At 68.9% G+C, this 23471-nt stretch carries 30 protein-coding genes; 16 read left to right on the top strand and 14 right to left on the bottom strand.

Annotated features, from left to right (window positions below):
• The first annotated feature begins 11 nt into the window (after positions 1 to 11).
• The gene (locus ACFLIM_RS38540; protein ID WP_393173545.1) at positions 12 to 1100 is read left to right on the top strand and encodes an FAD-dependent monooxygenase; all 1089 of its coding nucleotides are present in this window, start codon (positions 12 to 14) and stop codon (positions 1098 to 1100) included.
• 28 nt (positions 1101 to 1128) lie between these two features.
• A complete protein-coding gene (locus tag ACFLIM_RS38535) occupies positions 1129 to 2736 on the top strand; it encodes a DUF2207 domain-containing protein (RefSeq protein ID WP_393173543.1) in 1608 nt (535 codons plus the stop codon).
• Here the strand turns inward: ACFLIM_RS38535 and ACFLIM_RS38530 are convergent.
• Positions 2733 to 3635 (bottom strand): asparaginase, encoded by a 903-nt coding sequence (locus ACFLIM_RS38530; RefSeq protein ID WP_393173621.1) that lies wholly within the window; start codon positions 3633 to 3635, stop codon positions 2733 to 2735. The two genes, ACFLIM_RS38535 and ACFLIM_RS38530, sit on opposite strands and share 4 nt — an antisense overlap.
• Positions 3636 to 3692: 57 nt before the next feature.
• On the opposite strand from ACFLIM_RS38530, the gene dtd reads away from it, so the two are divergent.
• On the top strand, positions 3693 to 4118 hold the full coding sequence (dtd, locus tag ACFLIM_RS38525) for a D-aminoacyl-tRNA deacylase (protein WP_393173541.1): 426 nt from the start codon (positions 3693 to 3695) through the stop codon (positions 4116 to 4118).
• Between the two features lie 3 nt (positions 4119 to 4121).
• Here dtd and ygfZ read toward each other — a convergent pair whose 3' ends face one another.
• The 3 genes from ygfZ to ACFLIM_RS38510 form a co-directional block, all read right to left on the bottom strand.
• Positions 4122 to 5060 carry a CAF17-like 4Fe-4S cluster assembly/insertion protein YgfZ gene (gene ygfZ, locus ACFLIM_RS38520; protein WP_393173539.1) on the bottom strand — a complete coding sequence of 313 codons (939 nt, stop codon included), beginning with the start codon at positions 5058 to 5060 and terminating at the stop codon, positions 4122 to 4124.
• 10 nt (positions 5061 to 5070) lie between these two features.
• Positions 5071 to 5484: a Fur family transcriptional regulator gene (locus tag ACFLIM_RS38515; protein WP_393173537.1), complete on the bottom strand. Its 414-nt coding sequence runs from the start codon at positions 5482 to 5484 to the stop codon at positions 5071 to 5073.
• A 364-nt stretch (positions 5485 to 5848) separates the two neighbouring features.
• Positions 5849 to 6583, bottom strand: a complete 735-nt coding sequence (locus ACFLIM_RS38510; RefSeq protein WP_393173535.1) for an alanyl-tRNA editing protein — start codon at positions 6581 to 6583, stop codon at positions 5849 to 5851.
• A 103-nt stretch (positions 6584 to 6686) separates the two neighbouring features.
• Here ACFLIM_RS38510 and ACFLIM_RS38505 point away from each other — a divergent pair, with 103 nt between their 5' ends.
• A complete protein-coding gene (locus tag ACFLIM_RS38505) occupies positions 6687 to 7274 on the top strand; it encodes an SGNH/GDSL hydrolase family protein (protein ID WP_393173533.1) in 588 nt (195 codons plus the stop codon).
• Between the two features lie 3 nt (positions 7275 to 7277).
• Here ACFLIM_RS38505 and ACFLIM_RS38500 read toward each other — a convergent pair whose 3' ends face one another.
• The 5 genes from ACFLIM_RS38500 to ACFLIM_RS38480 form a co-directional block, all read right to left on the bottom strand.
• A complete protein-coding gene (locus tag ACFLIM_RS38500) occupies positions 7278 to 7643 on the bottom strand; it encodes a DUF2516 family protein (RefSeq protein WP_393173531.1) in 366 nt (121 codons plus the stop codon).
• Between the two features lie 151 nt (positions 7644 to 7794).
• Positions 7795 to 8205, bottom strand: a complete 411-nt coding sequence (locus tag ACFLIM_RS38495; protein ID WP_393173529.1) for a hypothetical protein — start codon at positions 8203 to 8205, stop codon at positions 7795 to 7797.
• A 3-nt stretch (positions 8206 to 8208) separates the two neighbouring features.
• Positions 8209 to 8700, bottom strand: coding sequence for a helix-turn-helix domain-containing protein (locus ACFLIM_RS38490; protein WP_393173527.1), 492 nt, complete (start codon positions 8698 to 8700; stop codon positions 8209 to 8211).
• Positions 8701 to 8760: 60 nt separating this feature from the next.
• Positions 8761 to 9666 (bottom strand): M56 family metallopeptidase, encoded by a 906-nt coding sequence (locus ACFLIM_RS38485; protein ID WP_393173525.1) that lies wholly within the window; start codon positions 9664 to 9666, stop codon positions 8761 to 8763.
• Entirely contained in the window at positions 9663 to 10019 is a 357-nt protein-coding gene (locus ACFLIM_RS38480; protein ID WP_393173523.1) for a BlaI/MecI/CopY family transcriptional regulator, read from the bottom strand. The genes ACFLIM_RS38485 and ACFLIM_RS38480 overlap by 4 nt, the downstream gene beginning before the upstream one ends.
• 54 nt (positions 10020 to 10073) lie before the next feature.
• Between ACFLIM_RS38480 and ACFLIM_RS38475 the strand changes: the two genes are divergently transcribed.
• Positions 10074 to 10577: an O-acetyl-ADP-ribose deacetylase gene (locus ACFLIM_RS38475; RefSeq protein WP_393173521.1), complete on the top strand. Its 504-nt coding sequence runs from the start codon at positions 10074 to 10076 to the stop codon at positions 10575 to 10577.
• 7 nt (positions 10578 to 10584) lie between these two features.
• Here ACFLIM_RS38475 and ACFLIM_RS38470 read toward each other — a convergent pair whose 3' ends face one another.
• Together ACFLIM_RS38470 and ACFLIM_RS38465 are read right to left on the bottom strand one after the other, a co-directional pair.
• Positions 10585 to 11397 (bottom strand): class I SAM-dependent methyltransferase, encoded by an 813-nt coding sequence (locus ACFLIM_RS38470; RefSeq protein ID WP_393173519.1) that lies wholly within the window; start codon positions 11395 to 11397, stop codon positions 10585 to 10587.
• A complete protein-coding gene (locus tag ACFLIM_RS38465; protein WP_393173517.1) occupies positions 11390 to 12133 on the bottom strand; it encodes an SDR family NAD(P)-dependent oxidoreductase in 744 nt (247 codons plus the stop codon). The genes ACFLIM_RS38470 and ACFLIM_RS38465 overlap by 8 nt, the downstream gene beginning before the upstream one ends.
• Before the next feature lie 109 nt (positions 12134 to 12242).
• On the opposite strand from ACFLIM_RS38465, the gene mshA reads away from it, so the two are divergent.
• The 3 genes from mshA (at position 12243) to ACFLIM_RS38450 (ending at position 14855) form a co-directional block, all read left to right on the top strand.
• Positions 12243 to 13520 carry a D-inositol-3-phosphate glycosyltransferase gene (mshA, locus tag ACFLIM_RS38460; protein WP_393173515.1) on the top strand — a complete coding sequence of 426 codons (1278 nt, stop codon included), beginning with the start codon at positions 12243 to 12245 and terminating at the stop codon, positions 13518 to 13520.
• A 21-nt stretch (positions 13521 to 13541) separates the two neighbouring features.
• Positions 13542 to 14021 carry a type III secretion system chaperone family protein gene (locus ACFLIM_RS38455; RefSeq protein ID WP_393173513.1) on the top strand — a complete coding sequence of 160 codons (480 nt, stop codon included), beginning with the start codon at positions 13542 to 13544 and terminating at the stop codon, positions 14019 to 14021.
• Positions 14022 to 14111: 90 nt separating this feature from the next.
• The gene (locus ACFLIM_RS38450) at positions 14112 to 14855 is read left to right on the top strand and encodes a phosphoglyceromutase (RefSeq protein ID WP_393173511.1); all 744 of its coding nucleotides are present in this window, start codon (positions 14112 to 14114) and stop codon (positions 14853 to 14855) included.
• Positions 14856 to 15108: 253 nt separating this feature from the next.
• Here the strand turns inward: ACFLIM_RS38450 and phoU are convergent, their stop codons facing one another.
• Positions 15109 to 15753: a phosphate signaling complex protein PhoU gene (gene phoU / locus ACFLIM_RS38445; protein WP_393173509.1), complete on the bottom strand. Its 645-nt coding sequence runs from the start codon at positions 15751 to 15753 to the stop codon at positions 15109 to 15111.
• A gap of 133 nt (positions 15754 to 15886) precedes the next feature.
• Between phoU and ACFLIM_RS38440 the strand changes: the two genes are divergently transcribed.
• Both ACFLIM_RS38440 and ACFLIM_RS38435 read left to right on the top strand, forming a co-directional pair.
• Positions 15887 to 17059, top strand: a complete 1173-nt coding sequence (locus ACFLIM_RS38440) for a sensor histidine kinase (protein WP_393173619.1) — start codon at positions 15887 to 15889, stop codon at positions 17057 to 17059.
• Positions 17056 to 17748 carry a winged helix-turn-helix domain-containing protein gene (locus ACFLIM_RS38435; protein ID WP_393173507.1) on the top strand — a complete coding sequence of 231 codons (693 nt, stop codon included), beginning with the start codon at positions 17056 to 17058 and terminating at the stop codon, positions 17746 to 17748. Before ACFLIM_RS38440 ends, ACFLIM_RS38435 begins: the two co-directional genes overlap by 4 nt.
• A gap of 47 nt (positions 17749 to 17795) precedes the next feature.
• Here the strand turns inward: ACFLIM_RS38435 and ACFLIM_RS38430 are convergent, their stop codons facing one another.
• Positions 17796 to 18377 carry a copper chaperone PCu(A)C gene (locus ACFLIM_RS38430; RefSeq protein ID WP_393173505.1) on the bottom strand — a complete coding sequence of 194 codons (582 nt, stop codon included), beginning with the start codon at positions 18375 to 18377 and terminating at the stop codon, positions 17796 to 17798.
• A gap of 321 nt (positions 18378 to 18698) precedes the next feature.
• Here ACFLIM_RS38430 and ACFLIM_RS38425 point away from each other — a divergent pair, with 321 nt between their 5' ends.
• From ACFLIM_RS38425 to ACFLIM_RS38410, 4 genes are all read left to right on the top strand, one after another.
• Positions 18699 to 19181 carry a CarD family transcriptional regulator gene (locus ACFLIM_RS38425; protein WP_043624891.1) on the top strand — a complete coding sequence of 161 codons (483 nt, stop codon included), beginning with the start codon at positions 18699 to 18701 and terminating at the stop codon, positions 19179 to 19181.
• A gap of 17 nt (positions 19182 to 19198) precedes the next feature.
• On the top strand, positions 19199 to 19699 hold the full coding sequence (gene ispF, locus ACFLIM_RS38420) for a 2-C-methyl-D-erythritol 2,4-cyclodiphosphate synthase (protein WP_393173503.1): 501 nt from the start codon (positions 19199 to 19201) through the stop codon (positions 19697 to 19699).
• A gap of 153 nt (positions 19700 to 19852) precedes the next feature.
• Positions 19853 to 20140 (top strand): GlsB/YeaQ/YmgE family stress response membrane protein, encoded by a 288-nt coding sequence (locus ACFLIM_RS38415; protein ID WP_393173501.1) that lies wholly within the window; start codon positions 19853 to 19855, stop codon positions 20138 to 20140.
• Positions 20141 to 20237: 97 nt separating this feature from the next.
• Positions 20238 to 20507, top strand: coding sequence for a GlsB/YeaQ/YmgE family stress response membrane protein (locus ACFLIM_RS38410; protein ID WP_393173499.1), 270 nt, complete (start codon positions 20238 to 20240; stop codon positions 20505 to 20507).
• Positions 20508 to 20555: 48 nt separating this feature from the next.
• On the opposite strand, the gene ACFLIM_RS38405 is transcribed toward ACFLIM_RS38410, so the two are convergent.
• A complete protein-coding gene (locus ACFLIM_RS38405) occupies positions 20556 to 21515 on the bottom strand; it encodes a DUF2637 domain-containing protein (protein ID WP_393173497.1) in 960 nt (319 codons plus the stop codon).
• Between the two features lie 52 nt (positions 21516 to 21567).
• On the opposite strand from ACFLIM_RS38405, the gene ACFLIM_RS38400 reads away from it, so the two are divergent.
• Both ACFLIM_RS38400 and cysS read left to right on the top strand, forming a co-directional pair.
• Positions 21568 to 21954: a PPOX class F420-dependent oxidoreductase gene (locus tag ACFLIM_RS38400; protein WP_393173495.1), complete on the top strand. Its 387-nt coding sequence runs from the start codon at positions 21568 to 21570 to the stop codon at positions 21952 to 21954.
• Between the two features lie 64 nt (positions 21955 to 22018).
• Positions 22019 to 23410 (top strand): cysteine--tRNA ligase, encoded by a 1392-nt coding sequence (cysS, locus tag ACFLIM_RS38395; RefSeq protein ID WP_393173493.1) that lies wholly within the window; start codon positions 22019 to 22021, stop codon positions 23408 to 23410.
• Positions 23411 to 23471: the final 61 nt, after the last annotated feature.

Genomic DNA, 23471 nt, shown 5'->3' with positions numbered 1-23471 from the left:
GGGAGCGGATCATGCGGGTTCTTGTCTCAGGGGCGAGCGTCGGCGGCCCCGTCCTGGCCTACTGGCTGCGGCGGCACGGGTTCGAGACGACGATCGTCGAGCGGGCGCCGGGCCCGCGCAAAGGCGGGCAGGCCATCGACATCAGGGGCGCCGCGCTGACGGTGGTCGCGAAGATGGGCGTCCTGGACCAGATCAGGGACATGCGGACGACCATGCGCGGGATGTCCATGGTGGACGGCGACGGCAACGAGATCATGCGCAGCACCGAGGGGACGCTCAGCGGCGGCCGGTTCGACAGCCCGGACATCGAGATCATGCGCGACGACCTGACCGGCATCCTGGCCGCGGCCTCGGGCGCCGAATACCGGTACGGCGACTCGATCGCCACCCTCGCCCAGGACGGCCAGGGCGTGGACGTCACGTTCGAGAGCGGCGGGCGGGACCGCTACGACTACGTGTTCGGCGCCGACGGCCTGCACTCCAACGTGCGCGCCCTGGCCTTCGGCCCCGAGCGGGAGTTCCTCAGCCACCTCGGCGCGTACGTCTCCATCTTCACCGCGGACAACTTCCTCGGCCTGGACCACTGGCAGACCTGGTTCCGCGAGGGCGACGCGGGCGGCGCCGTCTTCAGCGACAGGGACACCGGCGTGATGCGGGTCAACCTGGGCTTCATGGGCGGCCCGATCGAGTACGACCACCGCGACCTCGACCAGCAGCAGCGTCTCATCCAGGAGCACTGCTCAGGAGCGCGCTGGGAGGTCCCCAGGCTGCTGGACGCGATGTGGAAGGCCGACGACTTCTACTTCGACGCCATGGCCCAGGTCAGGATGGAGCGCTGGTCGAAGGGCAGGGTCGCGCTGGTCGGCGACGCGGGCTACTGCGCCTCGCCGCTGTCGGGGCAGGGCACGAGCCTGGCTCTGGTGGGGGCGTACGTACTGGCTGAAGAGCTGGGCAGGACCCCCGAGACGGCGTTCGGCCGCTACGAGGAGCGCATGCGGCCGTTCGTCGCCGTGAACCAGGCGCTCGCGCTCGAGAACCCCGGCCAGGGCGCCGCGCCAGAGAGCGTTCAGCTGGCGGCTAACGCCATCACGCTGGACTGAGAGGTACGAACCGCTACGATTTGCCGCCATGACGGGTATCAGACTCACGATGGCCGCCCTGGGGGCCACCGCTCTGACGTTGACCGCCACCCCCGCCCTGGCAGCGGAGGCCGGGATCACGGACGAGGTGACGATGACCCTCGGCAAGGACGGAACCCTGCACGTGGTCGAGAAGATCACGGGGGCGTCGGGGGGACTCACGCGCACGTTCATCACCAGAACGCGATACGACGACAACAACGACCGCCTCTACCAGATCTCGAACGTCAAGGGCGGCACCCTCGCGGGCGACGTGCTCACCGTGACAGGCCAGAGCGTCGAGTACGACGTCAAGGGCGCGGTGACGACGTCGGGGGGCGTCGAGGAGCTGCGCTGGTTCGCGGTGAACGGCTGGAGCCAGCAGGTCGCCAAGGCCACGGTCAAGGTCAACGGCCCCGGCCAGGTCCAGAACCTGTCCTGCTTCGCCGGCGAGCTGACCTCGGCCATCGGCTGCACCTCGGCCTCCATGGACCACTCGGCCACCCAGGCCGACTTCGAACAGGACAACATCGGCCAGGGCCAGGCCCTGACCGTGGTCATCGGCTACCCCAAGGGATCCAGCGGCGGCGCGCCCATCCTGGAGAAGCGCTTCTCGCTGGCCGCCGCGTTCACCCTGGACCTCGTCACCGGCGGCGCCCTGGCCGGGCTGCTGTTGCTGCTGCTCGGCGGCATCGGCCTGCTCTACTGGACGCGGGGCCGCGACGCCAGGGTCGCCGGGCATGAGAAGGGTTCGGTCGATCCGGTGCAGAACGGCCACTTCTCCCCGCCCGACGGGGTACGGCCGGGACAGATCGGCACGCTCGTGGACGAACAGGCCGACGTGGTCGACGTGACCGCCACCATCGTGGACCTCGCCGTACGCGGCTACCTGCGGATCGACGAACAGCCCCGCCAGACGTACGACGCGCCCGACTGGATGCTGGTCCGGCTGCCGAGCGCGCCCGTCAACGCGCTCCTGCCGTACGAGCGCGCACTCTACGACGCCATCTTCGACGGCCGGGACGCGGTGCTGCTGTCGCAGATGTCTGGCTCGTTCGCCAGCCACCTGGGCAAGGTCCGCGACGCCCTGTACGCCGATGTGGTCAAGCAGGGCTGGTTCGCCCGCCGCCCCGACACCGAGCGCACCCGGTGGACCACGATCGGCGTGGTGCTCATCGGCCTGGGACTGCTGGCCACCGTCGCGCTGGCCTGGTTCACCACGTACGGGCTGCTCGGCCTGGCGCTCGTCATCGCGGGCGGCGCGCTGGCCGTCGGCGGCCAGTACATGCCAGCCAAGACGGCCAAGGGCTCGGCCGCGCTGGCGCACACGATGGGCTTTCGCCAGTACCTGTTCTCCGGCGAGCTGGGCGAGGTGCCCGAGCAGCACCGGGTGGAGCTGTTCTCCCGCTACCTGCCCTATGCCGTGATCTTCGACGGGGTCGAGCACTGGTCGCGGGTGGTGGCTTCGGTCACCGGCAACGGCCACCCGTCCGACAACCTGTACTGGTATCACGGGCCGGCGGAGTGGGACCTGTCCAAGTTCGCCGGCTCGATGCGGACGTTCACCACGACGACCTCCGGCGCCATCTCCGCCACCCGCCAGTTCCGCACCCTCTAACGGAGCCGCAGCTCGCCTACCGGGCGGCCGCCGCCGAGCACCGGCGGGTTGGCCAGCTCGGCCAGCTCCGGCGCGTCCAGGCCGAGCGAGCGCAGGGCCGCCACCGTGACCGCGACGCGGGCGCGCTGCGAGCCGTCCTCGATCTTGACGGTGCCCGCGCGCCCGTCCTCGAACACGAACGCGTCGAACGCCTCCGCCCCCGCCTTCAGCATGAGCCCAGGCAGCGCGCGCATGAGCTTGGCCTCGGGCCGGCCGGTGCCCGAGGTCCACTCGGGGTAGGTGCTCATGGCGTCGAAGATCTTGCGCTCGTACGAGTCAGGCGACGACATCGGGAACGCCCTGAACCCCTTGGTCACCCCCAGCATCGACACGAAGAACAGTGGCGCCCCGCACCCGTCCACGCCCGAGGCCGCGATCCGCTCGCCCGTCAACTCCTCGACCGTCTCCCGGATCGCGCGCTGGAGCGGATGCGTGGGCTCCCGGTAGGTGGCGAGCGGCCAGTCGTTGACCGCGCAGGTGGCCAGCATGCCGGCGTGCTTGCCCGAGCAGTTCATGTAGACCCGCCCGCGCTCGGTCACCGCCCGGTCGAACGGGTAGTCCTCAGGGCAGAGCAGCGCCTCCTCGTCCAACCCCGCCCCCGCCAGGATCTTCCTGACACCGTCCACGTGGAACGGCTCACCCGAATGCGAGCCGCAGGCCAGCGCGAGCAACTCGCCTTCGAGCCGCAACCCGGCGCGGAGCATGCCGAGCGCCTGCAGCGGCTTCATCGACGACCGTGGCGACGCGGGAACGTGCACCGCGCCCCGAGTCTCGACCGGGCGCCCTTCCGCGTCCACGGTCAACATACGAGCCTGATGCCTGGACTCCACGAACCCGGACCGGACAACTTCCACAACCATCGACATATCGATTCCCCTTTCGGCCAAGAGTCTATTTCTGGGCCAGAATGGGATCTCATGCGAGCGGTTGTACAACGAGTGAGCTCGGCGTCGGTCGAGGTCGAAGGGCGTACCGTCGGGGCGATCGACGAGCCCGGGCTGCTGGTCCTGGTGGGCGTCACGCACACGGACACCCGCGCCGAGGCCGCCAGGCTCGCCGCCAAGCTGTGGGGCCTGCGCGTCCTGCACGGCGAGAAGTCCTGCTCGGACGTGTCGGCACCGCTCCTGGTGATCAGCCAGTTCACCCTGTACGGCGACGCGCGCAAGGGCAGGCGCCCCACCTGGCAGGCGGCCGCCCCTGGGCCGGTCGCCGAGCCGCTGGTCGACGCCGTGGTGGCGGAGCTGAGAGCGCTGGGCGCGTACGTGGAGACGGGCGTCTTCGGCGCCGACATGAAGGTGTCGCTCGTCAACGACGGCCCGATCACCCTCATCCTGGACATGTGAGTCCTAACGGATGCGGCGCCTCAACGACGGGTCGATGGAGACGTTGCGGCCCGCGTCCGCCGCCACGATGACCTCCTGCGCGGCGGCCACCCCACCGGCCAGCAACGCCGCGTCCACCGGCACCGTACGCTTGATCACGGCCAGCGCGATCGGCCCGAGCTCGTGGTGCCGGGCGGCCGAGCCGACCACGCCGACCTCCTGGCTCTCGAAGATCACCGGAGCCCCGTGCGGAGGCAGCGTGTCGACACTCCCGTCGAGGTGCAGGAACACCAGGCGCCGCGGCGGATGCCCCAGATTGTGCACCCGGGCGACCGTCTCCTGACCGCGGTAACAGCCCTTGCTCAGATGCACGGCCGCCCCGATCCACCCCACTTCGTGCGGGATCGTCTTGTGGTCGGTCTCGAACCCCAGCCGCGGCCGGTGCGCCTCGATCCGCAACGCCTCGTACGCCCACAGCCCCGCCAGCGGCTTGCCGAGATGGTCCGGCAGCTCGGCGCGCGGCACCAGGAAGTCCTCGTCGGCCGTGGACAACACGGCCAGGTCGTCGACCCGCGACACCTCCACCCGCAACATGAACCGCATGCGGTCGAGATAGTCGATCAGGCTCTGCGCGGTGCCGGGCTCGACGTGGGCCAGCACGCTCTCACCGTCGTCGACCAGCGTCAGGTGGTGTTGCACGCGACCCTGCAGGTCGAGGTCGAGCGTCTGCGTCCACTCGCCGGGGGCCAGCCGGTCGAGCTTCTGCGAGGTCAGGTCGTTGAGCCATTTCAACCGGTCGACGCCGGAGATGCGGACCACCTCGCGGTTGCTGCGGTCGACGACCGCCTCTCCCTTGGCCAGCGCGCGCTGCTCGGCGAACAGGTCGCCATAGTGTGCGGCTACGTCAGAGTCCGGCCCGTCGGCCGGGACTGCGCCAGGGAGGTCGAGCAGAGGGCTACGCATGCCTTCCAGGCTAGCGGCAGTTGCGACAACGTCCGAAAACGGTCAGGTGATGCACGTCCGCGATGAACCCCAGCTCGTCGTCCAGCGCTTTGACCAGGCCTTCCGCCAGCTCTGGGCGTACCTCGAACACCTCGTCGCACCCCCGGCACACCAGGTGCACGTGGTCGGCCTCGGCGGCCAGGTGGTAGGTCGGCGCGCCGTGCCCGAGGTGGGTGTGGGTGACCAGGCCGAGCTCTTCGAGGAGCTCCAGCGTGCGGTAGACCGTCGAGATGTTCACGCCCCGGGCCGTCTCACGGACCTTGACGCAGATCTCCTCGGGCGTCGCGTGCTCCAGCTCCTTGACCGCCTCGAGGACCAGCTGGCGCTGGGGAGTGACCCGGTAGCCCTTCGCTCGGAGTTCCTCGTGCCACTGCGTCTCCGTCATGCCCCGAGTGTAGGCGCAGAGTCCGCCGCCTGCGGTGGACCGCTGAACGCGGCCCACCGTAGGCGCAGAGTCCGCCGCCTGCGGTGGACCGCTGAACGCGGCCCACCGTGATATTCACTTGCCCACTCCGAGGGCGAGCGCATAGCTTCATGGGTACGCGGAAAGGAGGTGGTCCGAATAATGGTTAGTCATAGTCGGGCTAGCGAGGTGGTTGTCCGCTAACGCTGCGGACTGTTGTCTCGGTCGTTAGGCGAATTCGAGACAACCACCGGGGCCCCTGGCAGCCGGAGGGCGGGATCCCATCCCGACCATGGTCCATCCGGCCCGTGTGCACGGCATGCGGAGTGTTGCCCGGGGCCCTTCTTCATGCAGAGATCTGGATACGCAGGCGGCGGAAGCCGCGCCCCTTGCTCTCGATCTTGGCGACCTTGATGTGACCGATCTGCTTGGTCGAGGCCACGTGGGTGCCGCCGTCCGCCTGGGTGTCGAGGCCGACGATGTCCACGATGCGCACGTCCTGCACGGTCTCCGGCACCAGGTTCGTGGCCGTGCGGATGATGTCGGGGATCCCGAACGCCTTCTCGCGCGGCAGCACCCGTACGTCGATGCGCCGGTCGGCGACGATCTCGGCGTTGCAGGCGTCCTCGACCGCCTCCTTGAACCCCGCGGGCACCTCGGGCAGGTTGAAGTCCATCCGGGCGCTGAGCTGGTCCATGTTGCCGCCGGTGACCAGGCAGCCGTAGTCCCTGAACACGACCCCGCACAACACGTGCAGCCCCGAGTGCGTACGCATGAGGGCCGAGCGGCGCTCGTCGGCCACCGCCGCCTCGACCACGGTGCCGGCGGGCGGGATCGGATCGCCCTCCGCCGGGATCAGCTGGAGGTCGTCGCCCTTGCGCACCCCCACGATGCGGGTCTCCACGCCCTGCCAGACCAGAACCCCGTGATCCGCCGGCTGGCCGCCGCCACCTGGATAGAATGCCGACCTGCTCAGCACGATCCCCTCAGGCGTGGCGTCCAACACGACGGCTTCGAAGTCACGTAGGTTCTGATCTGCGAGTTCCAACCGCTGTGTGCGCCCGTGGAGGTCGTAGGTCATATCGGCAGCCTAGTGCCCCGAGGTGGTAATGCGTGGCCTGACGCATCGGTCCGCGATCGCGCCGATCATCGCGCTCATGGCGGTTTCCGGATGCACTGGCGCGGTGAGCGGAAGCACCCCGACCGCCACGCCCGGGGCGAAGCCGGTGGCGATGTTCCTGGGCGACAGCTTCACGGTCGGATCGGGGCCGGTGCCACGATGGCAGAGCTACGCCTCGGCGACCGCCCGCCTGCTGGGCCGGCAGCCGGTCATCGCGGGCGCGGGCGGCACGGGCTTTCTGAACAGGGGCCGGGTGGGGCGCGACTTCCAGCGTTCCTTCGAGGTGGAGCTGGCCTGGCGGCCCGCTCCCGACCTGCTGGTCATCTCCGGCGGCCACAACGACCGGCGCTGGAGCACCGTACGCGTGCGGGCCGCCGCCGAGCGCCTGCTGGCCGAAGTGCGCGGGCACTGGCCGGGCACCCGGATCGTCATGGTCGGCCCCATCTGGCTGGGCGACGCGCCGGAGAAGGCGTACCAGGTGCGTGACGCTCTGGCGCAGGCGGCTCGGCGGGCGGGCGTGCCGTTTCTCGACCCCCTGCGCAGGCACTGGGTCACGGGCGTGCCGTCGGAGGTGGTGTTGCCCGACGGCGTGCATCCCACGCTCGCCGGGCACGAGCGCCTCGCCGCCTGGCTGGCGGCGGAGCTGTCCTGACGATTACCAGGGTCCGTAGGGGCCGCTGTTGCCCCGGCCGCCCATGCCCTTGACGGCGGGCTTGACGTCCACGATGTAGACGGTGGCGGCGATCACGGCCAGGATCGAGAAGATGCCCAGGCCGATGCCGATGAACTGCAGGCTGCCGACGATCATGAAGGCGTTGAAGTAGCTCCACGCCCCCGCGCCGGAGAACAGCGTCGCCAGCGCCAGGATCAGCAGCCAGAGGGGTTTCTGCAGCTTGCCCGCCGAGACGAACGCGTTGGTCGGCACCCGGAGCGCGTGCACGAGCGCGTAGACCGACATGCCGAAGATGATGGCGGCCAGCACCAGGAAGAGAAGGTTGAAGACGCCGTTGATCAAATTCATGTTGTTGGCTCCGCCCAACGCCGTGATGAAATCGGCTTCAGCCTAATGGGCGCCCCCGACAGGCGGGCACTCCCAAACGGAAAGGCCCGCCTCCCGAAGGAGACGGGCTTTCCCGTCAGGTCAGGCCTCGGCCCTGGTGACCCGGCATCCGTCAGGCCTTGGCCTTGGTGGTGGTGCGGGTCTTCTTGGCCGGCTGGGCGGCGGGCGGCTCGGCGGCCTCCGACACCTCTTCGAGCTCGAGGGCGGCCTCGCCGCTCGCCTTGCTGACGACCTTGCGGCCGCGCGAGGCGAAGTCCTCGTAGACCTCGGTGGCCTTGTGGGTGAGCTGGCCGGCGTATTCGCGGGCCTTCTCAGGGAACTCCCTGGCGAAGCCTTCGGCCCTGTCGGCGTAGGCGCGGGCCTTGCCGGGCAGGTCCTGGGAGAGCTCCGAGCGGCGCGACTGCAGCTTCTGCAGCTGCTCGGGCAACTCGCGCAGCTTCTCTACCGCGTAGTCGCCCGCGCCGGCGACGGCGTAGAACGGCTTGGACTCGGTGAGCTTCTTTACCTCGGTGGCGAGCGTCATGGGTTAACCTTCCTTGGTTTCCTGGGTGACGTTGCCGTTGCGTGAGGTCGCCGCATAGGGCTCAAGTGCGGCGAGAAACCCCTCGGGCAGCGGCTCGTCGTCCGATTCGGAGTCGTGCCGAGGACGAGCGTTCTGGGAGGTCTGCTCGTCTTCGGTGCGCTTCTCCTTGCGGAACGACTCGTAGATATCGATCAGCACCTGGCGTTGCCGTTCGGTGAGATTGCTGTCGGCCCTGATCACGGTGATCACATCGCTGGGCGGCTCGCGGTCCTCGATGAGGCCCGCCTGTACGTAGAGCGCCTGCGAGGAGATCCGCAGCCCCTTCGCGATCTGGTTGAGAATCTCCGCGCTCGGCTTGCGCAACCCGCGCTCGATCTGGCTCAGGTAGGGGTTGGAAACCCCCGCCGCGGCGGCGAGCTGGCGAAGCGAGATCTTCGCCTGCTGCCGCTGCTCGCGGATGTATTCACCGATCGAGCCGACCTTGGGTAGTGCCATGCCTCCAGTCTGCCTCGCGGTGCTTGCAATTGCAAACAGGGCGATTAACGGCAGCAAGCATCAGAGCTGGATAATCCAGAGGAAGGGGGTGGTGGTGAGCAAAGTCACAGAAAGCGCGATGAAGCCATAACGCACCGACGTGGCCAGCTCCGGACCCGGCTTGATCAGGCGATCCACCCTGGCCATGACGTTGTGGGCGTGGACGCCGAGCATGCCGTTGGGGGTGGGCATGGCTCCGGCCGTACCGAATCTGAGCAGTGCCGTCGCCAGCCTGCGTGGTGAGCAGTAGCGGCGGGCGCGGTCGTCGGCGGCCATCTCGATGAGCAGCTCCACCTGCGCCTGCGCGTCGGCCACGACCCTGGACCAGGGCAGTGCCCGGCGCAGCGCGGCGAACGGCAGCAGCACCAGGTCGTGGCGCTCGCGCACGTGCGCGGCCTCGTGCGCGAGCACGGCCGCCAGCTCGTCCTGCGACAGCAGCTTGAGCGCGCCCTCGCTGACCACGACCTGCGAGCGCAGCCCGGGCACGCAGTAGGCGGCGGCGCCGGGGTGGGCGAGCACCCGCACGCCCGGCACGCCGGGGTCGTCGTGGGAGATCAGCGCGAGCAGCATACGGTGCCGCCTGCGGGCCCGCAGCGCCTGCACGCCGGCGGTGAGCAGCACCACGACCAGCACGGCGAGCGCGGTGAGCCCCGCGATCAGGGCCAGCACGTGCAGCGGGTCCCACGCCTCCAGCGGCGCCTCCCCGTTCGCGAACGCGATCAGCCCCGGCAACACGCCCGTCCCGTAGGGCTGGACGGCGTAGGCGAGCATGGTGCCCGTCGTGGCCAGACCCCAGGCCACGCCCAGGGACTGCCAGACGATGATGGCCAGCCGGGGGGCGCGTGAGGTCCACCGGGCCGTGGTGAAACGCCAGGAGCCGAGCGCGCACGCCGTCGCGAGCGCTGCCAGCACCACTGCCGTGATCACTCTTCCTCCAGCTCCGTGAGGGCTCTGCGCAGGATCTCCGCCTCCGTGCCCGACACGGCCTGGGCGAAGCGGGTCAGGGCGGCCGAGCGGTCACCCGTCAGGTCCAAGGCTTCCAGCATAAGCTCGGCGATGTACGCGTCACGGGTTTCCGCCGGCTGATATCTCCACGCGCGGCCGTCGCGGGTGCGCTCGAGGAAGCCCTTGCGGGTGAGGCGGTCGAGGACGGTCATCACCGTGGTGGGGGCGAGGTCGCGGTCGGCGATGAGCCTGCCGACCTCGCGCGCGGTCAGCGCGTTGCTCTCCGCCCAGAGGATGTCCATGATGCTGCGCTCAAGCTCGCCAAGACCCTTCACGCCCTTCAGGGTAGCTCTACAACCTGTCGAGCTGGCATCCGGGATGCTGGTGAGATGGATATCACGCTGGTCCAAGGCGACATCACCCAGCAACGAGCGGACGCCATCGTGAACGCGGCCAACTCCTCGCTCATGGGCGGCGGCGGCGTGGACGGCGCCATTCACCGCCGCGGCGGGCCGGAGATCCTGGAGGAGTGCAGGAAGCTGCGGGCCTCCCAATACGGCAAGGGGCTGCCGACCGGTCAGGCGGTGGCCACGACGGCCGGGCGGCTGCCGGCGCGGTGGGTGATCCACACGGTCGGGCCGGTTTACTCCAGGTCGGAGGATCGTTCGGAGCTGCTGGCCTCGTGTCACCGGGAGTCGCTGCGGGTGGCCGACTCGCTGGGGGCCAGGTCGGTGGCCTTTCCCGCGATCTCGACCGGGATCTACGGATGGCCCATGGACGATGCCGCGCGGATCGCCCTGGAGGCGGTGCGGGCGGCGGACACGGCTGTGGAGGACGTCCGGTTCGTGCTGTTCGACGGTGCGGCCTACGCCGCGTTCGAGGCGCGCCTCTGACCCGGCGCTACTCCGGCTTCTCTCGGGGATCGATCGCCGACCACGGGAGAGTCACCTCGCCGAGGCGCCACCTGGCCGGACCGCCCAGCGGCGGCCGCGCGGGGACGGGCCAGGATCGGGACAACGCCCGCAGGGCGGCCAGCCACCGCTGCCGCGCCCCGTGAGCCCCATGAGCCGCGCTGACCGCCCAAGCATGGTCGAAGTCCCGCAGGAACGCATGGATGCGCTCACCCGGCACGTTCCGGTGGATGAGCGTCTTCGGCAGCCGGTCGGCCAGGTCGGAAGGCTGCTCGAAAGCGCTGAACCGGGCAGAGAACGTGATCGTCTGCGGCCCTTCCGGCGACAACCCCACCCAGACCGCCCGCCGCCCGCTCTCGGACGAGGTCCCCTCGACCAGGACGCCACCCGGAGCCAGCCTGCCCCTCAGCACGTCCCAGTAGTGCCACGCCTCGGCCTCCTCGTACTGCCTGAGGACGTTGAAGGCCCGCACCAGCGTCGGCGGGCGCGGGACGGGCAGCTCGAAGCCGCCCAGCCGGAAGGTCAACCCCTCCCGCTCGTACGGCTTCGCCACCGCCACCCTGGCCGGATCGATCTCGATCCCCACGACCTCGACCCCGGGAACGACCCGGCGCAGCCGCGTGAACAGCTCCAGCGACGTGGCGTGCGAGGCCCCGTACCCGAGATCCACCACGAGCGGGCGCTCGGCGGCGCGCAGCGAGCGGCCGTGCACGGCGGCGATCCACCGGTCGCAGCGCCGCAGCCGGTTGTGCCCGGTCGTCCCCCGGGTGATCGCGCCGACCGGCTTGCCCGGTCTAGCCACTGACGCGGTGCACCCGGTGCTGTGCGGCCTGGGCGCGGGGGCGGATGACCATGCGGTCGATGTTCACGTGGGCGGGCCGTGTCACGCACCAGGCGATCGCGTCGGCCACGTCGTCGGGACTCAGCGGACCCGGCACGCCCTCGTACACGCGGGCCGCCGCCGCCTCGTCCCCCCTGAACCGGTTGACCGCGAACCCTTCGCTCCGCACCATGCCCGGCGCGATCTCGACGACCCGCACCGGCTGCCCGACCAGCTCCAGGCGCAGTGTCTCGGCCATCGACCGCTGGGCCTGCTTGGCCGCGACGTAGCCGCCCCCGCCCTCGTACGCCACCAGCCCCGCCGTCGAGGTGAGCATCACCAGCACGCCGTCGCCCGACTCGATCAGCCTGGGGACCAGCGCCCGGGTCATACGCAGGGAGCCGAGCACGTTAGTGTCGTACATCCGCTGCCAGTCGTCCGGCCGCCCGTCCGCCACCGATTCGAGACCGAGCGCGCCACCGGCGTTGTTGACCAGCAGGTCGCAGCGCTCGAGCGAGCCCGCCAGCGCGTCGACCGACTCCTGCGAGGTCACATCCAACGTCACCGGCCTGATCGAGGGCACCTCCGAGGCCAGCTTGTCCAGCCGGTCGCGACGCCGCGCGCCCGCCACCACGTCGTAACCCTCGGCGGCGAGCCGCCGCGCGGTCGCCTCCCCGATCCCGCTGCTCGCACCGGTCACCACAGCCGTTCTCCGCATGGCCAACATCCTGCCAGCCCCGACTTCAGCGTTACGCCCTGGATGTGACTGTTAGTGGGGAATGTCGAAAAGATCTCCAGAGTTGTATTTGGCTTGGAGGTGATGTCGAGTGAGGCGACGACGGGTCAGCCGGGTCGCGACCATCAGCATGCACACGTCGCCACTGGACCAGCCCGGAACGGGTGACGCCGGAGGCATGAACGTGTACATCGTCGAGTCGGCCAAACGGCTGGCTCAGCTCGGAGTGGAGGTCGAGATCTTCACCCGGGCCACCGCCCGCGACCTGCCGCCCGTGGCCGAGCTCGCCCCAGGCGTCCTCGTACGCCATCTCACCGCGGGGCCGTACGAGGAGATGGACAGGAGCGACCTGCCGGGCCAGATGTGCGCGTTCCTGTCGGAGGTGCTGCGCACGGAGGCCATGTACGACCCGGGCCGCTACGACGTCATCCACTCCCACTATTGGTTGTCCGGCCAGGTCGGCTGGCTGGCCAAGGAACGCTGGGGCGTGCCGCTCGTGCACACCATGCACACCATGGCCAAGGTCAAGAACCTGCTGCTGGCCCAGGGCGACCAGCCCGAGCCGCGGGCCCGCGTGGTGGGCGAGGAGCAGGTCGTGGAGATCGCCGACCGGCTCGTGGCCAACACCGTGGACGAGGCCCGGGAGCTCATCGACCTGTACGGTGCCCCCGAGAAGCGCGTGGCCGTCGTGAACCCCGGCGTCAACCTCACCGTCTTCCAGCCCGCCTCACAAGGCGCCGCCAGGCACCGGCTCGGGCTGCCGCAGGACGCGTACGTGCTGCTGTTCGTGGGCCGGATCCAGCCGCTCAAGGCGCCGGACGTGCTGCTGCGCGCGGCCTCCAGGATGCTCATCGACGACCCGTCGCTGCGCGGCCGCCTGGTGGTGGCCTGCGTCGGCGGCCCTTCCGGCAACGGCCTGGCCAGACCGTCCATCCTCACCGAACTGGCCACGGAGCTGGGCATCTCCGACGTCGTGCGCCTCGTGCCCCCGGCCCCCCAGGACGAACTGGCCGACTGGTACCGGGCGGCTTCGGTGACGGTCGTGCCCTCGTACAGCGAGTCGTTCGGCCTCGTGGCCCTGGAGTCGCAGGCGTGCGGCACGCCGGTGGCGGCCGCCGCCGTGGGCGGGCTGCGCACCGCCGTACGGGACGGGGTGTCGGGCATCCTCGTGGACGGCCACGACCCGGCGGAGTGGGCCGGCGCGCTGCGCCGCTTCATCGCCTCGCCTCGCTACCGCGACGAGCTCTCAGAGGGCGCCCGCGCCCACGCGGCCGCCTTCGGCTGGCAGGCCACGTCGTCGCGTCTGATGGAGGTGTACGCGGCCGCCGTCGCCAACATGCACAAGCTGCCCGTGGCCCTGAACTTCTAGGAGTGCTCCTATTCTGGCGGCATGCGTGATGTCGTCGAAGCCGCGCTCAAGGCCGCGGACGTCTCCTACGACGAGCCGCGGCCCGGGGCGTTTCTGGTCAAACTGCCCGGGCAACACAAGCTCGCCACCATGACCTGGTTGATCGTCGGGGAGCGGGTGCTGCACGTGGAGGCGTTCTTCTGCCGCCAGCCCGACGAGAACCACACCGAGTTCTACCGCTGGTTGCTCGGCAAGAACGGCTCGATGTACGGGGTGCACTTCTCCCTCGACCCCGTCGGCGACGTCTACCTCGTCGGCCGGATCCCGCTCGCGGCGATCACGGAGGACGAGGTGGACCGGCTGCTGGGGTGCGTGCTGACGTACTCGGACGACTGGTTCGACCGGGCGCTGGAGCTGGGCTTCGCGTCGTCGATCAGGCGGGAGTGGGAATGGCGCGCGAAGCGCGGCGAGTCCCTCGCCAACCTCCAGGCCTTCGCCCGCTTCGCTGATCCCAGCCTGTGACCTCGATCCGGACGGCCTGAGCCGCGTGAACCGGGCGGAAGCCGAATCCTCGGAACCGCTCCGGACGACGGGAACCATAGGATTGGCGCCATGGCGACTTTGGTGCTGCTAAGGCACGGCGAGAGTGACTGGAACGCGAAGGGCCTGTTCACCGGTTGGGTGGACGTGAGCCTCTCGGCCAAGGGCGAGGACGAGGCCCGCCGTGGCGGCAAACTCCTCCAGGAAACCGGACTGCGCCCGGACGTCGTCCACACCAGCCTCCTGACCAGGGCAATCCAGACAGCCCAGCTGTCCCTGGCGGAGGCGGACCTGCTCTGGCTCCCGGTGAAGCGCAGCTGGCGACTCAACGAACGCCACTACGGCGCCCTCCAGGGCAAGAACAAGGCGCAGACGAGGGAGGAGTTCGGCGACGAGCAGTTCATGTTGTGGCGCCGCTCGTACGACGTGCCCCCGCCCCCGATAGCCGACGGCGACGAATATTCCCAGGCCGGCGACCCCCGCTACGCCCTGCTCCCCGCAGAGCTCATGCCCCGCACGGAGTGCCTGAAGGACGTGGTCGACCGCATGCTCCCCTACTGGTACGACCAGATCCTCCCCGACCTGGCGTCAGGCCGCGCGGTCCTGGTCGCCGCCCACGGCAACTCACTGAGGGCATTGGTCAAACACCTGGACGGCATCAGCGACGAGAAGATCGCGAGCCTGAACATCCCGACGGGGATCCCGCTCCTGTACGACCTGGACGCCGACTACCGGCCCCGGCGGCCCGGGGGCGAATACCTGGACCCGGACGCCGCCAAGGCCGCCATCGAAGCCGTGGCCAACCAGGGCCGCTAGCAAGGCGCGCGCGCGAGGTGACGCGTGGCTCCTTGCTGAGCCGTTGGGACGCGGCGCAGAACCCGGGGCTCTGAGCACCGAAAACCGGGTGAAGGTTTCCCTGCACCCGGTTTCACTCCCGGTCTGTCCTCGGTCGATGTTAGACCTATGACCACGGTGTCTTCAGAGAATCAGCCAGTTCAGTGCCGTTACGAAGCCAAGAGGCGCTGCCTGGAACCCCGTTGCGCGTACCGCCTTGTGGGCCCGGGAATCGTCAGCTGGGGCGTGCCCCCGTGACCAGGTAAACGACATCCCCAGCAACCCGTACCGCATGATCCGCGTACCGTTCGTAATACCGCCCGATCAACGTGATGTCGATCGCCGGCTCCACCCCGTGCTCCCAATCCTTCGACAGGATGTTCCGGAACAGCCGCCGATGCAGCCGGTCCATCGCATCGTCGTCCTGCTCCAGCTCCAGCGCCGAATCCACATCCCGGGAGGCCACGCAACTGCCCGCCTTGGTGACGAGGTTCTCGGCGATCTGCCCCATTTCCACGATCGTCGAGCGCGTCTCCGCCGGGATCGCGGAGTCGGGGTGGCGGAGGCGGGCGATCTTGGCGACGTGGACCGCGAGGTCGCCCATGCGCTCCAGGTCGGTGCCCATGCGCAGCGCCGTGATGACCATTCTCAGGTCCACCGCCACCGGCTGCTGCCTGGCCATCAGCTCGAAGATCGACGACTCGATGTCGGCGAACACCGCGTTCACTTCCTCATCCCGGGAAATGACACTCTCGGCAAGCTGAAGATCGGCGTCGAGGATGGCCGTGGTGGCACGAGAAATGGCAGAGCGGACAAGCCTGGTCATCTCAACCAGCTTGCCGGTCAGCACATCGAGTTCTTCATGGTACGCGTCGCGCATGCCGTCACCGTACGTGCCTGTCGATGAACGAACCCCTACCGCGAGATGAACTTTCCAGGAAAGGGCCGTTCATCCCCTGATGAGAGGGTCTGTCGCTGGGAAAACGCCACCTACCATCGAAGACATGAGTGAGATGGCCATGAGCTTCGCCGCCCTGGCCGGATTCGTCGTGGGTGGGCTGGCGGTCCTGTTCTACCGCAACCAGATCGAGCCCCCGAGCCGGACCGATTCAACCGACAGCGTGGAGACGGGAGCCGCGCTGCCGCAGGGCGTGGCGTCCGTGCTCGCCGTGCTGCCCTCGTCCGCCGTGGTGCTCGACGCGCACGACAAGGTCCTGCGCGCCAGCTCGGCCGCGCGGGCGTTCGGGCTGGTCAAGGGCGATCGGCTGATGGCCGCCGAGCTGCTCGCGCTGGCCAGACAGGTACGCCGCGACGGCGAGATCCGCGAGAGCGAGATAGACGTCGCCGGGCACAAGTTCGGCCAGGGGACCACGAACTTCGCCGTCCGCGTGGCCCCGCTCGGCTCCTACGGCCAGGTGCTGGTGCTCGCCGAGGACCAGACCGAGCGGCGCCGGGTCGAGGCGGTACGCCGTGACTTCGTCGCCAACGTCAGCCACGAGCTGAAGACCCCGGTCGGCGCGCTGAGCCTGCTGGCCGAGACCATCCAGGACGCCGCCGACGACCCCGAGGCGGTCACCCGGTTCGCCGGGCGTATGCAGCACGAGGCCGCCCGGCTCAACTACCTCGTACAGGACCTGATCACGCTCAGCAGGATCCAGGGCGCCGAGCCGATCCCCACGCCGGGCCAGGTCTCGATCGACGAGTCCATCAACGACGCCATCGACCACTGCAACACCAAGGCCGTCGCCAAGGACATCACGCTCGTCTCCGGCGGCACCGAGGGCCTGCGCATCTGGGGCGACGACGAACTGCTCGTCACCGCGCTGCGCAACTTGATCGACAACGCCGTCGCCTACAGTCCCGAGCACACGAGGGTCGTCGTCAGCGTGCGGCCCGCGGGTGACTCGGTCGAGATCAGTGTCAGCGACCAGGGCATCGGCATCCCAGAGGAGTCCCTGGAGCGCATCTTCGAGCGCTTCTTCCGGGTCGACGCGGCCCGGTCGCGCGCGACCGGCGGGACCGGGCTCGGCCTGGCCATCGTCAAGCACGTCGCCGCAGCTCACGCGGGCGAGGTGTCAGTCTGGAGCAAGGAAGGGTCCGGCTCCACGTTCACGCTCCGCCTGCCCGCCTTCGGCGGCACGGCGGTGGCAGTACCACCCTCGATTCCCCTGGAGATCTCTAAATGACCCGAGTACTCGTCGTGGAGGATGAGGAGTCGTTTTCCGACGCCTTGTCCTACATGCTGCGCAAAGAGGGCTTCGAGGTGTCGGTCGCGGCGACCGGGCCCGAAGCGCTGGACACATTCGACCGCAACGGCGCCGATCTGGTGCTGCTCGACCTGATGCTCCCGGGATTGCCCGGTACGGAGGTCTGCCGCTCGCTCAGGCAGCGCTCCAAGGTCCCGGTGATCATGTTGACCGCCAAGGACAGCGAGATCGACAAGGTCGTGGGCCTCGAGCTGGGCGCCGACGACTACGTGACGAAGCCGTTCTCCTCGCGTGAGCTCGTGGCCCGCATCCGCGCGGTGCTGCGCCGCCAGGGCGACGTCGCAGAGGAGCTGGAGACGGCGGTCCTGGCCGTCGGCCCGGTGCGGATGGACGTCGACAGGCACGTCGTCGCCGTACGCGGGGAGCAGGTGCAGTTGCCGCTCAAGGAGTTCGAGCTGCTGGAGGTGCTGCTGCGCAACGCCGGCCGGGTCCTCACCCGCGGCCAGCTCATCGACCGCGTCTGGGGCGCCGACTACGTGGGCGACACCAAGACCCTGGACGTGCACGTCAAGCGCCTGCGCGCCAAGATCGAGGCCGACCCGTCCAACCCGCGCTGCATCCTGACCGTGCGCGGCCTGGGCTACAAGTTCGACGCGGTAGAAGAGTGAAACCCCTTGTTCCGGTACGTGATGCCGTACCGGAACAAGGGGTTTGGTCAGTGAGCCTCTTCCGCGGGAGCGGACGGCGTCGGCGTGGGTGTGGGGGCCGGGACGGCGTTCGGGGCTGGGGGATAGCCCTTGAACTCGCGGCTGCGCGTGACCACAGGGACGTTCATGGACACGATCCCCGCGTTGGCGAACTGGAGGTCCAGTTTGATGCTCTCGCCGCCTCTGAGGCTCTTGGGGATCCCTTCGAGCATGATCTGCGGGGCGGGCTTGCCGGTGTTCACGAGCTGGTTGCTCGGGAGCTGGATCGGGGCTGTGACCTTCACCGTGCCCATGTTCCCCGCGGAGACCGCCTGCAGGGTGTCGGGGGCGCCGCCGGTGTTGAGGATGTTCAGGTAGATCGGGGCGGAGCCGCGCCAGGCGAGTTGTCCTCCGGAGTCAGGGCCGAGGATGAACGCCTGCGGGATCTGAATGCCACTCTTGCTGCCGTAGGCGCCCTGCTCGATGAGTGCCTGTGCCTCGTTCGGGGCGTATGGCTTGTTGGTGGTGGCGTCGAATCCGGCCCCGCAGCCCGCGATCGCGGGGGCTGCCAAGAACGCGGCGGCTACGACAATCCAGCGACGGCTGGTCACGGGCGGGGTCTCCTTGGTTTTGCGCGGGGTCTCGCGCATGCGCTACGAGGGATCTTGAATGGGCCCTGCGCATGCGTGATGGGCGGGCTCTCGCGCATGTATCGCTCATGCGTGAGTGCAGCGCCCACCATATCGACCTCAATGCATGGTCATATCCGCACCCCCGCAGGTCATTCGGTATGTCCACATACGCGATTCATAGAGTTGAGCGCTTGTCAAGCCCCAATATGCGGCTTTGACCTGCAGTTATGAGGATTTCACTGTTCCGGGAGGCTGTGGATGCGTGGTACCCTGGAGTACAGCGGAAGGGGTACTTGTCACATGACTTTCCAGGTCGGCGACACGGTCGTCTACCCCCACCATGGGGCTGCTCGGATCGAAGCAATCACGAAGCGATCCATCAAGGGTGAGGAAAAGACCTACCTGGTGCTCAAGGTCGACAAGGGCGACCTTACCGTCCAGGTGCCAGCCGAAAACGCAGAACTCGTCGGTGTGCGCGATGTTGTCGGCCAGGAAGGCCTTGAGCGGGTTTTCGATGTCCTGCGGATGCCGCACACGGAAGAGCCCACCAACTGGTCTCGTCGCTACAAGGCCAATCTGGAGAAGCTCGCGTCCGGCGATGTGAACAAGGTCGCCGAGGTGGTTCGGGACCTGTGGCGGAGGGATCGCGAGCGCGGTCTGTCCGCGGGTGAGAAGCGCATGCTCGCCAAGGCGCGCCAGATCCTGGTCAGCGAGTTGGCCCTGGCCGAGAAGACCAATGAGGACAAGGCCGAGGCCCTGCTCGACGAGGTTCTCAACTCCTGAACACGAATCTTCCACGGGTGGGCGTCGGAGTCGACGTCCACCCGTTCGCTTCGGCTGCCTCAGGTCGCGAGCTCAATCTCGCCGGCCTGCACTGGCCGGGCGAGACCGGGCTCGAAGGCCATTCCGACGGCGACGCCGCCGCGCACGCGGCCTGTGACGCGTTGTTGTCCGCGGCCGGTCTGGGTGATCTGGGCCGGCTGTTCGGCACCGCGGACCCGCGTTGGGCGGGCGCCTCGGGTGCCGCGCTGCTGGAGGAGACCGCCCGCCAGGTGCGGGCCGCCGGCTACGAGATCGGCAACGTGGCCATCCAGGTGATCGGCAACCGGCCCAAGCTGGCGCCGCGCCGTACCGAGGCTGAGAAGGCGCTCAGCGCCGCCGTGGGCGCGCCTGTGAGCGTCAGCGCCACCACCACCGACGGGCTCGGGCTGACCGGGCGCGGAGAGGGCATCGCGGCGTTCGCGACCGCGCTGGTGGTCAACCTTTCGCGACCGCAGGGCGTCCTACGTTGGGATGCGTGAGGGTGTCCCGGCGGGTCGTCGCCTAGCCCGCCGAGTTTGGGGGCGGCGGTTCGTCACTGGCGCGGTACGGACCGCCGCTTTCCAACGGATAGTTTGCCTGTTCTCCGGGTAGGTCTTCCCAAGACATGCCAACGGTCTCGGGGGGAGCTAGACATGATTGGCGCGATAGTATCCGCGATAGTCATCGGTGCCATCATCGGTGCGCTGGCCCGGCTGCTGGTGCCTGGCAAGCAGAACATGTCCACCGGCCTGACCGTCATCGTCGGCATCGTGGCCGCCCTGCTCGGCACGCTGATCGCACAGGCGTTCGGCTGGGCCGACACCCGAGGCATCGACTGGATCGAGCACATCCTCCAGCTCGTGCTGGCGGTCATCGGCGTGCTCCTCGTGACGCGGATTGGCGCGGGACGTACCGGTCGTGCCGGCAGAACACAGACCTGACCTGCTCGTTCGTTACACCGGCGAATAATCGCCGTAGATCGGGTAGCCACCTCCCCGTGAGAGTGAACCGCTCACCCTCACGGGGAGGTTTCGTGTCATGACAATCCAGTCCATCCTTGGCGCCATCGTGATTGGCGCCGTGATTGGCGCAATCGGTCGCCTGCTGCTTCCCGGCAGGCAGGCCATCGGGTGGATCCTCACCATCGTCGTCGGCATCGTGGCCGCCCTGCTGGGCACGCTGCTCGCGCAGGTGCTCGGCGTGGCGACGACGCCTGGCATCGACTGGATCGAGCTGGTGATGCAGGTGGTGCTGGCGGTTGTCGGCGTCGGCCTGGTCGCCGGACTGAGGCGCGGCACCAGCGGTTAGGCGGGAATAGTCGGGCCCGCCCGGGAGTGATCTCCTGGGCGGGCCTTTTCAGTCCTCTGGGGGCCGTGGGGTGCTGCGGAGGCGTCCTGAGGGGGCGGGGGTGTCGTCTTCGATCACGGGGTGGGGGGCCGTGTCCGTTAACTCGTCCGCCTGCCGGAGCTCCTCCGTGTCGGCGGCCTCCGGGCCGTGCTGGGGATCGGGGCTGTCTTCCTCGATGACCGGGTGGGGCTGGGTGTCGGCGTCCGTGTCGTCTGTGCGCGGGTGGACGAGGACGTCGGCCGGTTTGATCCGGTCACCCCAGCGGACGGGGCGCGTTTCGGGTTCGGGTTCGGGCTCCGGCGCTGGCTGGGGCTCTGGCTCTGGCTGGGGTTCGGGCTCTTGGTACGGCTCGCGTACCGGCTCTGGTTCTGGCTTTGGCTCTGGTTTTGGGTCTTCTGCTGGGGCGGCGGGCCATTCGGTTACTCGCGCTGAAACCGGCGGCGTGTCCGAGGTGGGGACGGCGAGTGGCGTTTCCGCTGGATGGGCGCGGTGGAACGGCACGATGTCCTGCTCGACCGTGACCTCCTCCTCGCGGTGATCTGCGCCTCTGTGCGCCTGTACGTGCTTGATCAGCAGCAGCCAGAGCCACAACGCCAGGGCGAGCATGACCCAGGGTGCCAGGGCCACGCCCACGGCCGTCTGGCGCACGTCGAAGCCGAACCGCACCGCTGTCGCCACGTTCGCCGCCGCGGCCGCCAGGATGAGCACGACCAGCACGAACGCCGCTTGCGCGCGTACCAGGAGCCTGGCCGGGCGCAGCAGCAGCACGCCGATCAGCGCGACCACCAGGAGCGCGTCGAAGGCCGCCGGATAGAGGAAGGCGAGGTCCTGCCTGGCCTCGCCGGTGATGGCCAGCGCGCGCAGGTCGTCGAAGGAGAGCGCGCACGCGGCCCCAGTCAGGGCGGCGACCGCGAGCCCGGCCAGGGCGATGCCCAGGCGGCGGAGCGTAGAGGGGGGAGTCACATCCATGGCGGTTCGAGCCTACAGAAGAATGGGGATCAAGACCGATCAAGGGAGAGACATGGCTGAACTGTCCGAGGATGTCCGCAAACTCCTGGACGCGCCGAACTTCGCAACGGTAACAAGTATCAACGCCGACGGCGGGCCGCAGTCGACGGTCGTGTGGGTGCGTACGGACGGCGACGACGTGCTGTTCTCGACCGTCAAGGGGCGCAGGAAGCCACGGAACTTCGAACTCGACCCGCGGGCGAGCCTGCTGGTCATCGACCCGGACGATCCGTACCGGTATGTGGAGGTGCGCGGGCGGGTGACCATGACCGACGACCCCACCGGGGCGCTCATCGAGGAGCTCTCGCAGAAGTATCGCGGGCGGGCATGGGAGGAGAAGCCGGGCGTCGAACGACTCATTGTCCGGATCTCGCCGGAGAGGGTCACGTTGCGCAGCTGATTTATCGATGTGACGGCGGGATTTATCGGCGTGACTATGGCTCTGAGGCGTTAGCCTTGCCTTCGTGAGCCTGCACATCTACGACACCAGTACGCGCGCCATCCGTGAATTCGTTCCGGTCGAAGCCGGCCGGGCGTCGATTTACCTGTGTGGGGCAACTGTGCAGGCTCCTCCGCATATCGGACACATCCGCTCAGGCGTGAACTTCGACGTGCTCAGGCGCTGGATGGCGCGTTCCGGATATGACGTGACGTTCTGCCGCAATGTCACGGACATCGACGACAAGATCATCAGGGTCTCGGCCGAGGAGAGCGTGCCCTGGTTCGTCGTGGCCGAGCGCAACCAGCGGGCCTTCACGTGGGCGTACGACACGCTGGGCTGCCTGCCGCCGACCGTCGAGCCGCGGGCCACGGGGCACGTACCCGAGATGATCACGCTGATGGCGCGGCTGATCTCGCTCGGGCACGCCTACGCCTCCGGCGGGGACGTCTACTTCGACGTTCAGTCCTACGCCGACCGCTACGGCACGCTCTCCAACCAGAAGCTGGAGAACATGCGGCCCGCGGCCGACACCGACGACGAGTCCTGCAAGCGCGATCCGCGCGACTTCGCCCTGTGGAAGGGGGAGAAGCCGGGCGAGCCGACCTGGCCGACCCCCTGGGGGCCCGGGCGTCCCGGCTGGCACCTCGAGTGCTCGGCGATGGCGACCAAATATCTCGGCCCGACGTTCGACATCCACGGCGGCGGGATCGACCTGATCTTCCCGCACCACGAAAACGAGATCGCCCAGTCGCAGGCGGCCGGGGACGGGTTCGCGCGCTACTGGATGCACAACGGCATGCTCAAGATCGGCGCGGAGAAGATGAGCAAGTCGCTCGGGAATTCTCTGCTGATTCCCGAGATGGTGCAGAAGGTACGACCGGTGGAGCTGCGCTACTACCTGGCGGCTCCGCATTACCGCTCCTCGATCGACTACTCGGAGGAGGCGCTGCTGGAGGCGGCGGCCGCCTACCAGCGGATCGAGGGCTTCGTGACGCGCGCCGCCGAGGTCATCCACGACGTGGACGCCGACGCGCCGCTGCCGCAGGCGTTCGCGGACGCGCTCGACGACGACCTCGGCACGCCTCAGGCACTGGCTGTGGTGCATGAGGTGGTGCGCGAAGGGAACGTGGCGCTGGCCAAGGGGGATAAAGAGGCTGTGGCGCGGCTGCTGGCCGAGACGCAGAACATGCTGGACGTGCTGGGGCTCGATCCGCGGTCTCCGCAGTGGCGGGGGGCCGGGTCGGATCTGGCGCCGGTGGTGGATGCGCTGGTGGCGGTGGCGTTGGAGCAGCGGAAGGCGGCTCGGGAGCGTAAGGACTACGCGGCCGCGGACGCGATCAGGAACCAGCTGGCGGCTGCGGGGATCACCGTGGAGGACACGCCGCATGGGGCTCGGTGGGAGCTGAGCCGCTAGTCCGCCGGCGGTCCGGTTCTGTGGTGGGCTGAGGTGCCTGACGGCCCGAGTACCCTTGATG

Source organism: Nonomuraea marmarensis, from assembly GCF_043197025.1.
In the GTDB taxonomy this organism is placed as follows: Bacteria; Actinomycetota; Actinomycetes; order Streptosporangiales; family Streptosporangiaceae; genus Nonomuraea; species Nonomuraea marmarensis.
This window is presented reverse-complemented; position numbering and strand designations above follow the sequence as displayed.

Coding starts and splice junctions, on each gene's coding strand:
- ACFLIM_RS38540 (WP_393173545.1), top strand. CDS start 12: ATGCGGGTTCTTGTCTCAGGGGCGAGCGTCGGCGGCCCCGTCCTGGCC.
- ACFLIM_RS38535 (WP_393173543.1), top strand. CDS start 1,129: ATGACGGGTATCAGACTCACGATGGCCGCCCTGGGGGCCACCGCTCTG.
- ACFLIM_RS38530 (WP_393173621.1), bottom strand. CDS start 3,635: ATGGTTGTGGAAGTTGTCCGGTCCGGGTTCGTGGAGTCCAGGCATCAG.
- dtd (WP_393173541.1), top strand. CDS start 3,693: ATGCGAGCGGTTGTACAACGAGTGAGCTCGGCGTCGGTCGAGGTCGAA.
- ygfZ (WP_393173539.1), bottom strand. CDS start 5,060: ATGCGTAGCCCTCTGCTCGACCTCCCTGGCGCAGTCCCGGCCGACGGG.
- ACFLIM_RS38515 (WP_393173537.1), bottom strand. CDS start 5,484: ATGACGGAGACGCAGTGGCACGAGGAACTCCGAGCGAAGGGCTACCGG.
- ACFLIM_RS38510 (WP_393173535.1), bottom strand. CDS start 6,583: ATGACCTACGACCTCCACGGGCGCACACAGCGGTTGGAACTCGCAGAT.
- ACFLIM_RS38500 (WP_393173531.1), bottom strand. CDS start 7,643: ATGAATTTGATCAACGGCGTCTTCAACCTTCTCTTCCTGGTGCTGGCC.
- ACFLIM_RS38495 (WP_393173529.1), bottom strand. CDS start 8,205: ATGACGCTCGCCACCGAGGTAAAGAAGCTCACCGAGTCCAAGCCGTTC.
- ACFLIM_RS38490 (WP_393173527.1), bottom strand. CDS start 8,700: ATGGCACTACCCAAGGTCGGCTCGATCGGTGAATACATCCGCGAGCAG.
- ACFLIM_RS38475 (WP_393173521.1), top strand. CDS start 10,074: ATGGATATCACGCTGGTCCAAGGCGACATCACCCAGCAACGAGCGGAC.
- ACFLIM_RS38465 (WP_393173517.1), bottom strand. CDS start 12,133: ATGCGGAGAACGGCTGTGGTGACCGGTGCGAGCAGCGGGATCGGGGAG.
- ACFLIM_RS38455 (WP_393173513.1), top strand. CDS start 13,542: ATGCGTGATGTCGTCGAAGCCGCGCTCAAGGCCGCGGACGTCTCCTAC.
- ACFLIM_RS38450 (WP_393173511.1), top strand. CDS start 14,112: ATGGCGACTTTGGTGCTGCTAAGGCACGGCGAGAGTGACTGGAACGCG.
- phoU (WP_393173509.1), bottom strand. CDS start 15,753: ATGCGCGACGCGTACCATGAAGAACTCGATGTGCTGACCGGCAAGCTG.
- ACFLIM_RS38440 (WP_393173619.1), top strand. CDS start 15,887: ATGGCCATGAGCTTCGCCGCCCTGGCCGGATTCGTCGTGGGTGGGCTG.
- ACFLIM_RS38435 (WP_393173507.1), top strand. CDS start 17,056: ATGACCCGAGTACTCGTCGTGGAGGATGAGGAGTCGTTTTCCGACGCC.
- ACFLIM_RS38425 (WP_043624891.1), top strand. CDS start 18,699: ATGACTTTCCAGGTCGGCGACACGGTCGTCTACCCCCACCATGGGGCT.
- ACFLIM_RS38415 (WP_393173501.1), top strand. CDS start 19,853: ATGATTGGCGCGATAGTATCCGCGATAGTCATCGGTGCCATCATCGGT.
- ACFLIM_RS38410 (WP_393173499.1), top strand. CDS start 20,238: ATGACAATCCAGTCCATCCTTGGCGCCATCGTGATTGGCGCCGTGATT.
- ACFLIM_RS38405 (WP_393173497.1), bottom strand. CDS start 21,515: ATGGATGTGACTCCCCCCTCTACGCTCCGCCGCCTGGGCATCGCCCTG.
- ACFLIM_RS38400 (WP_393173495.1), top strand. CDS start 21,568: ATGGCTGAACTGTCCGAGGATGTCCGCAAACTCCTGGACGCGCCGAAC.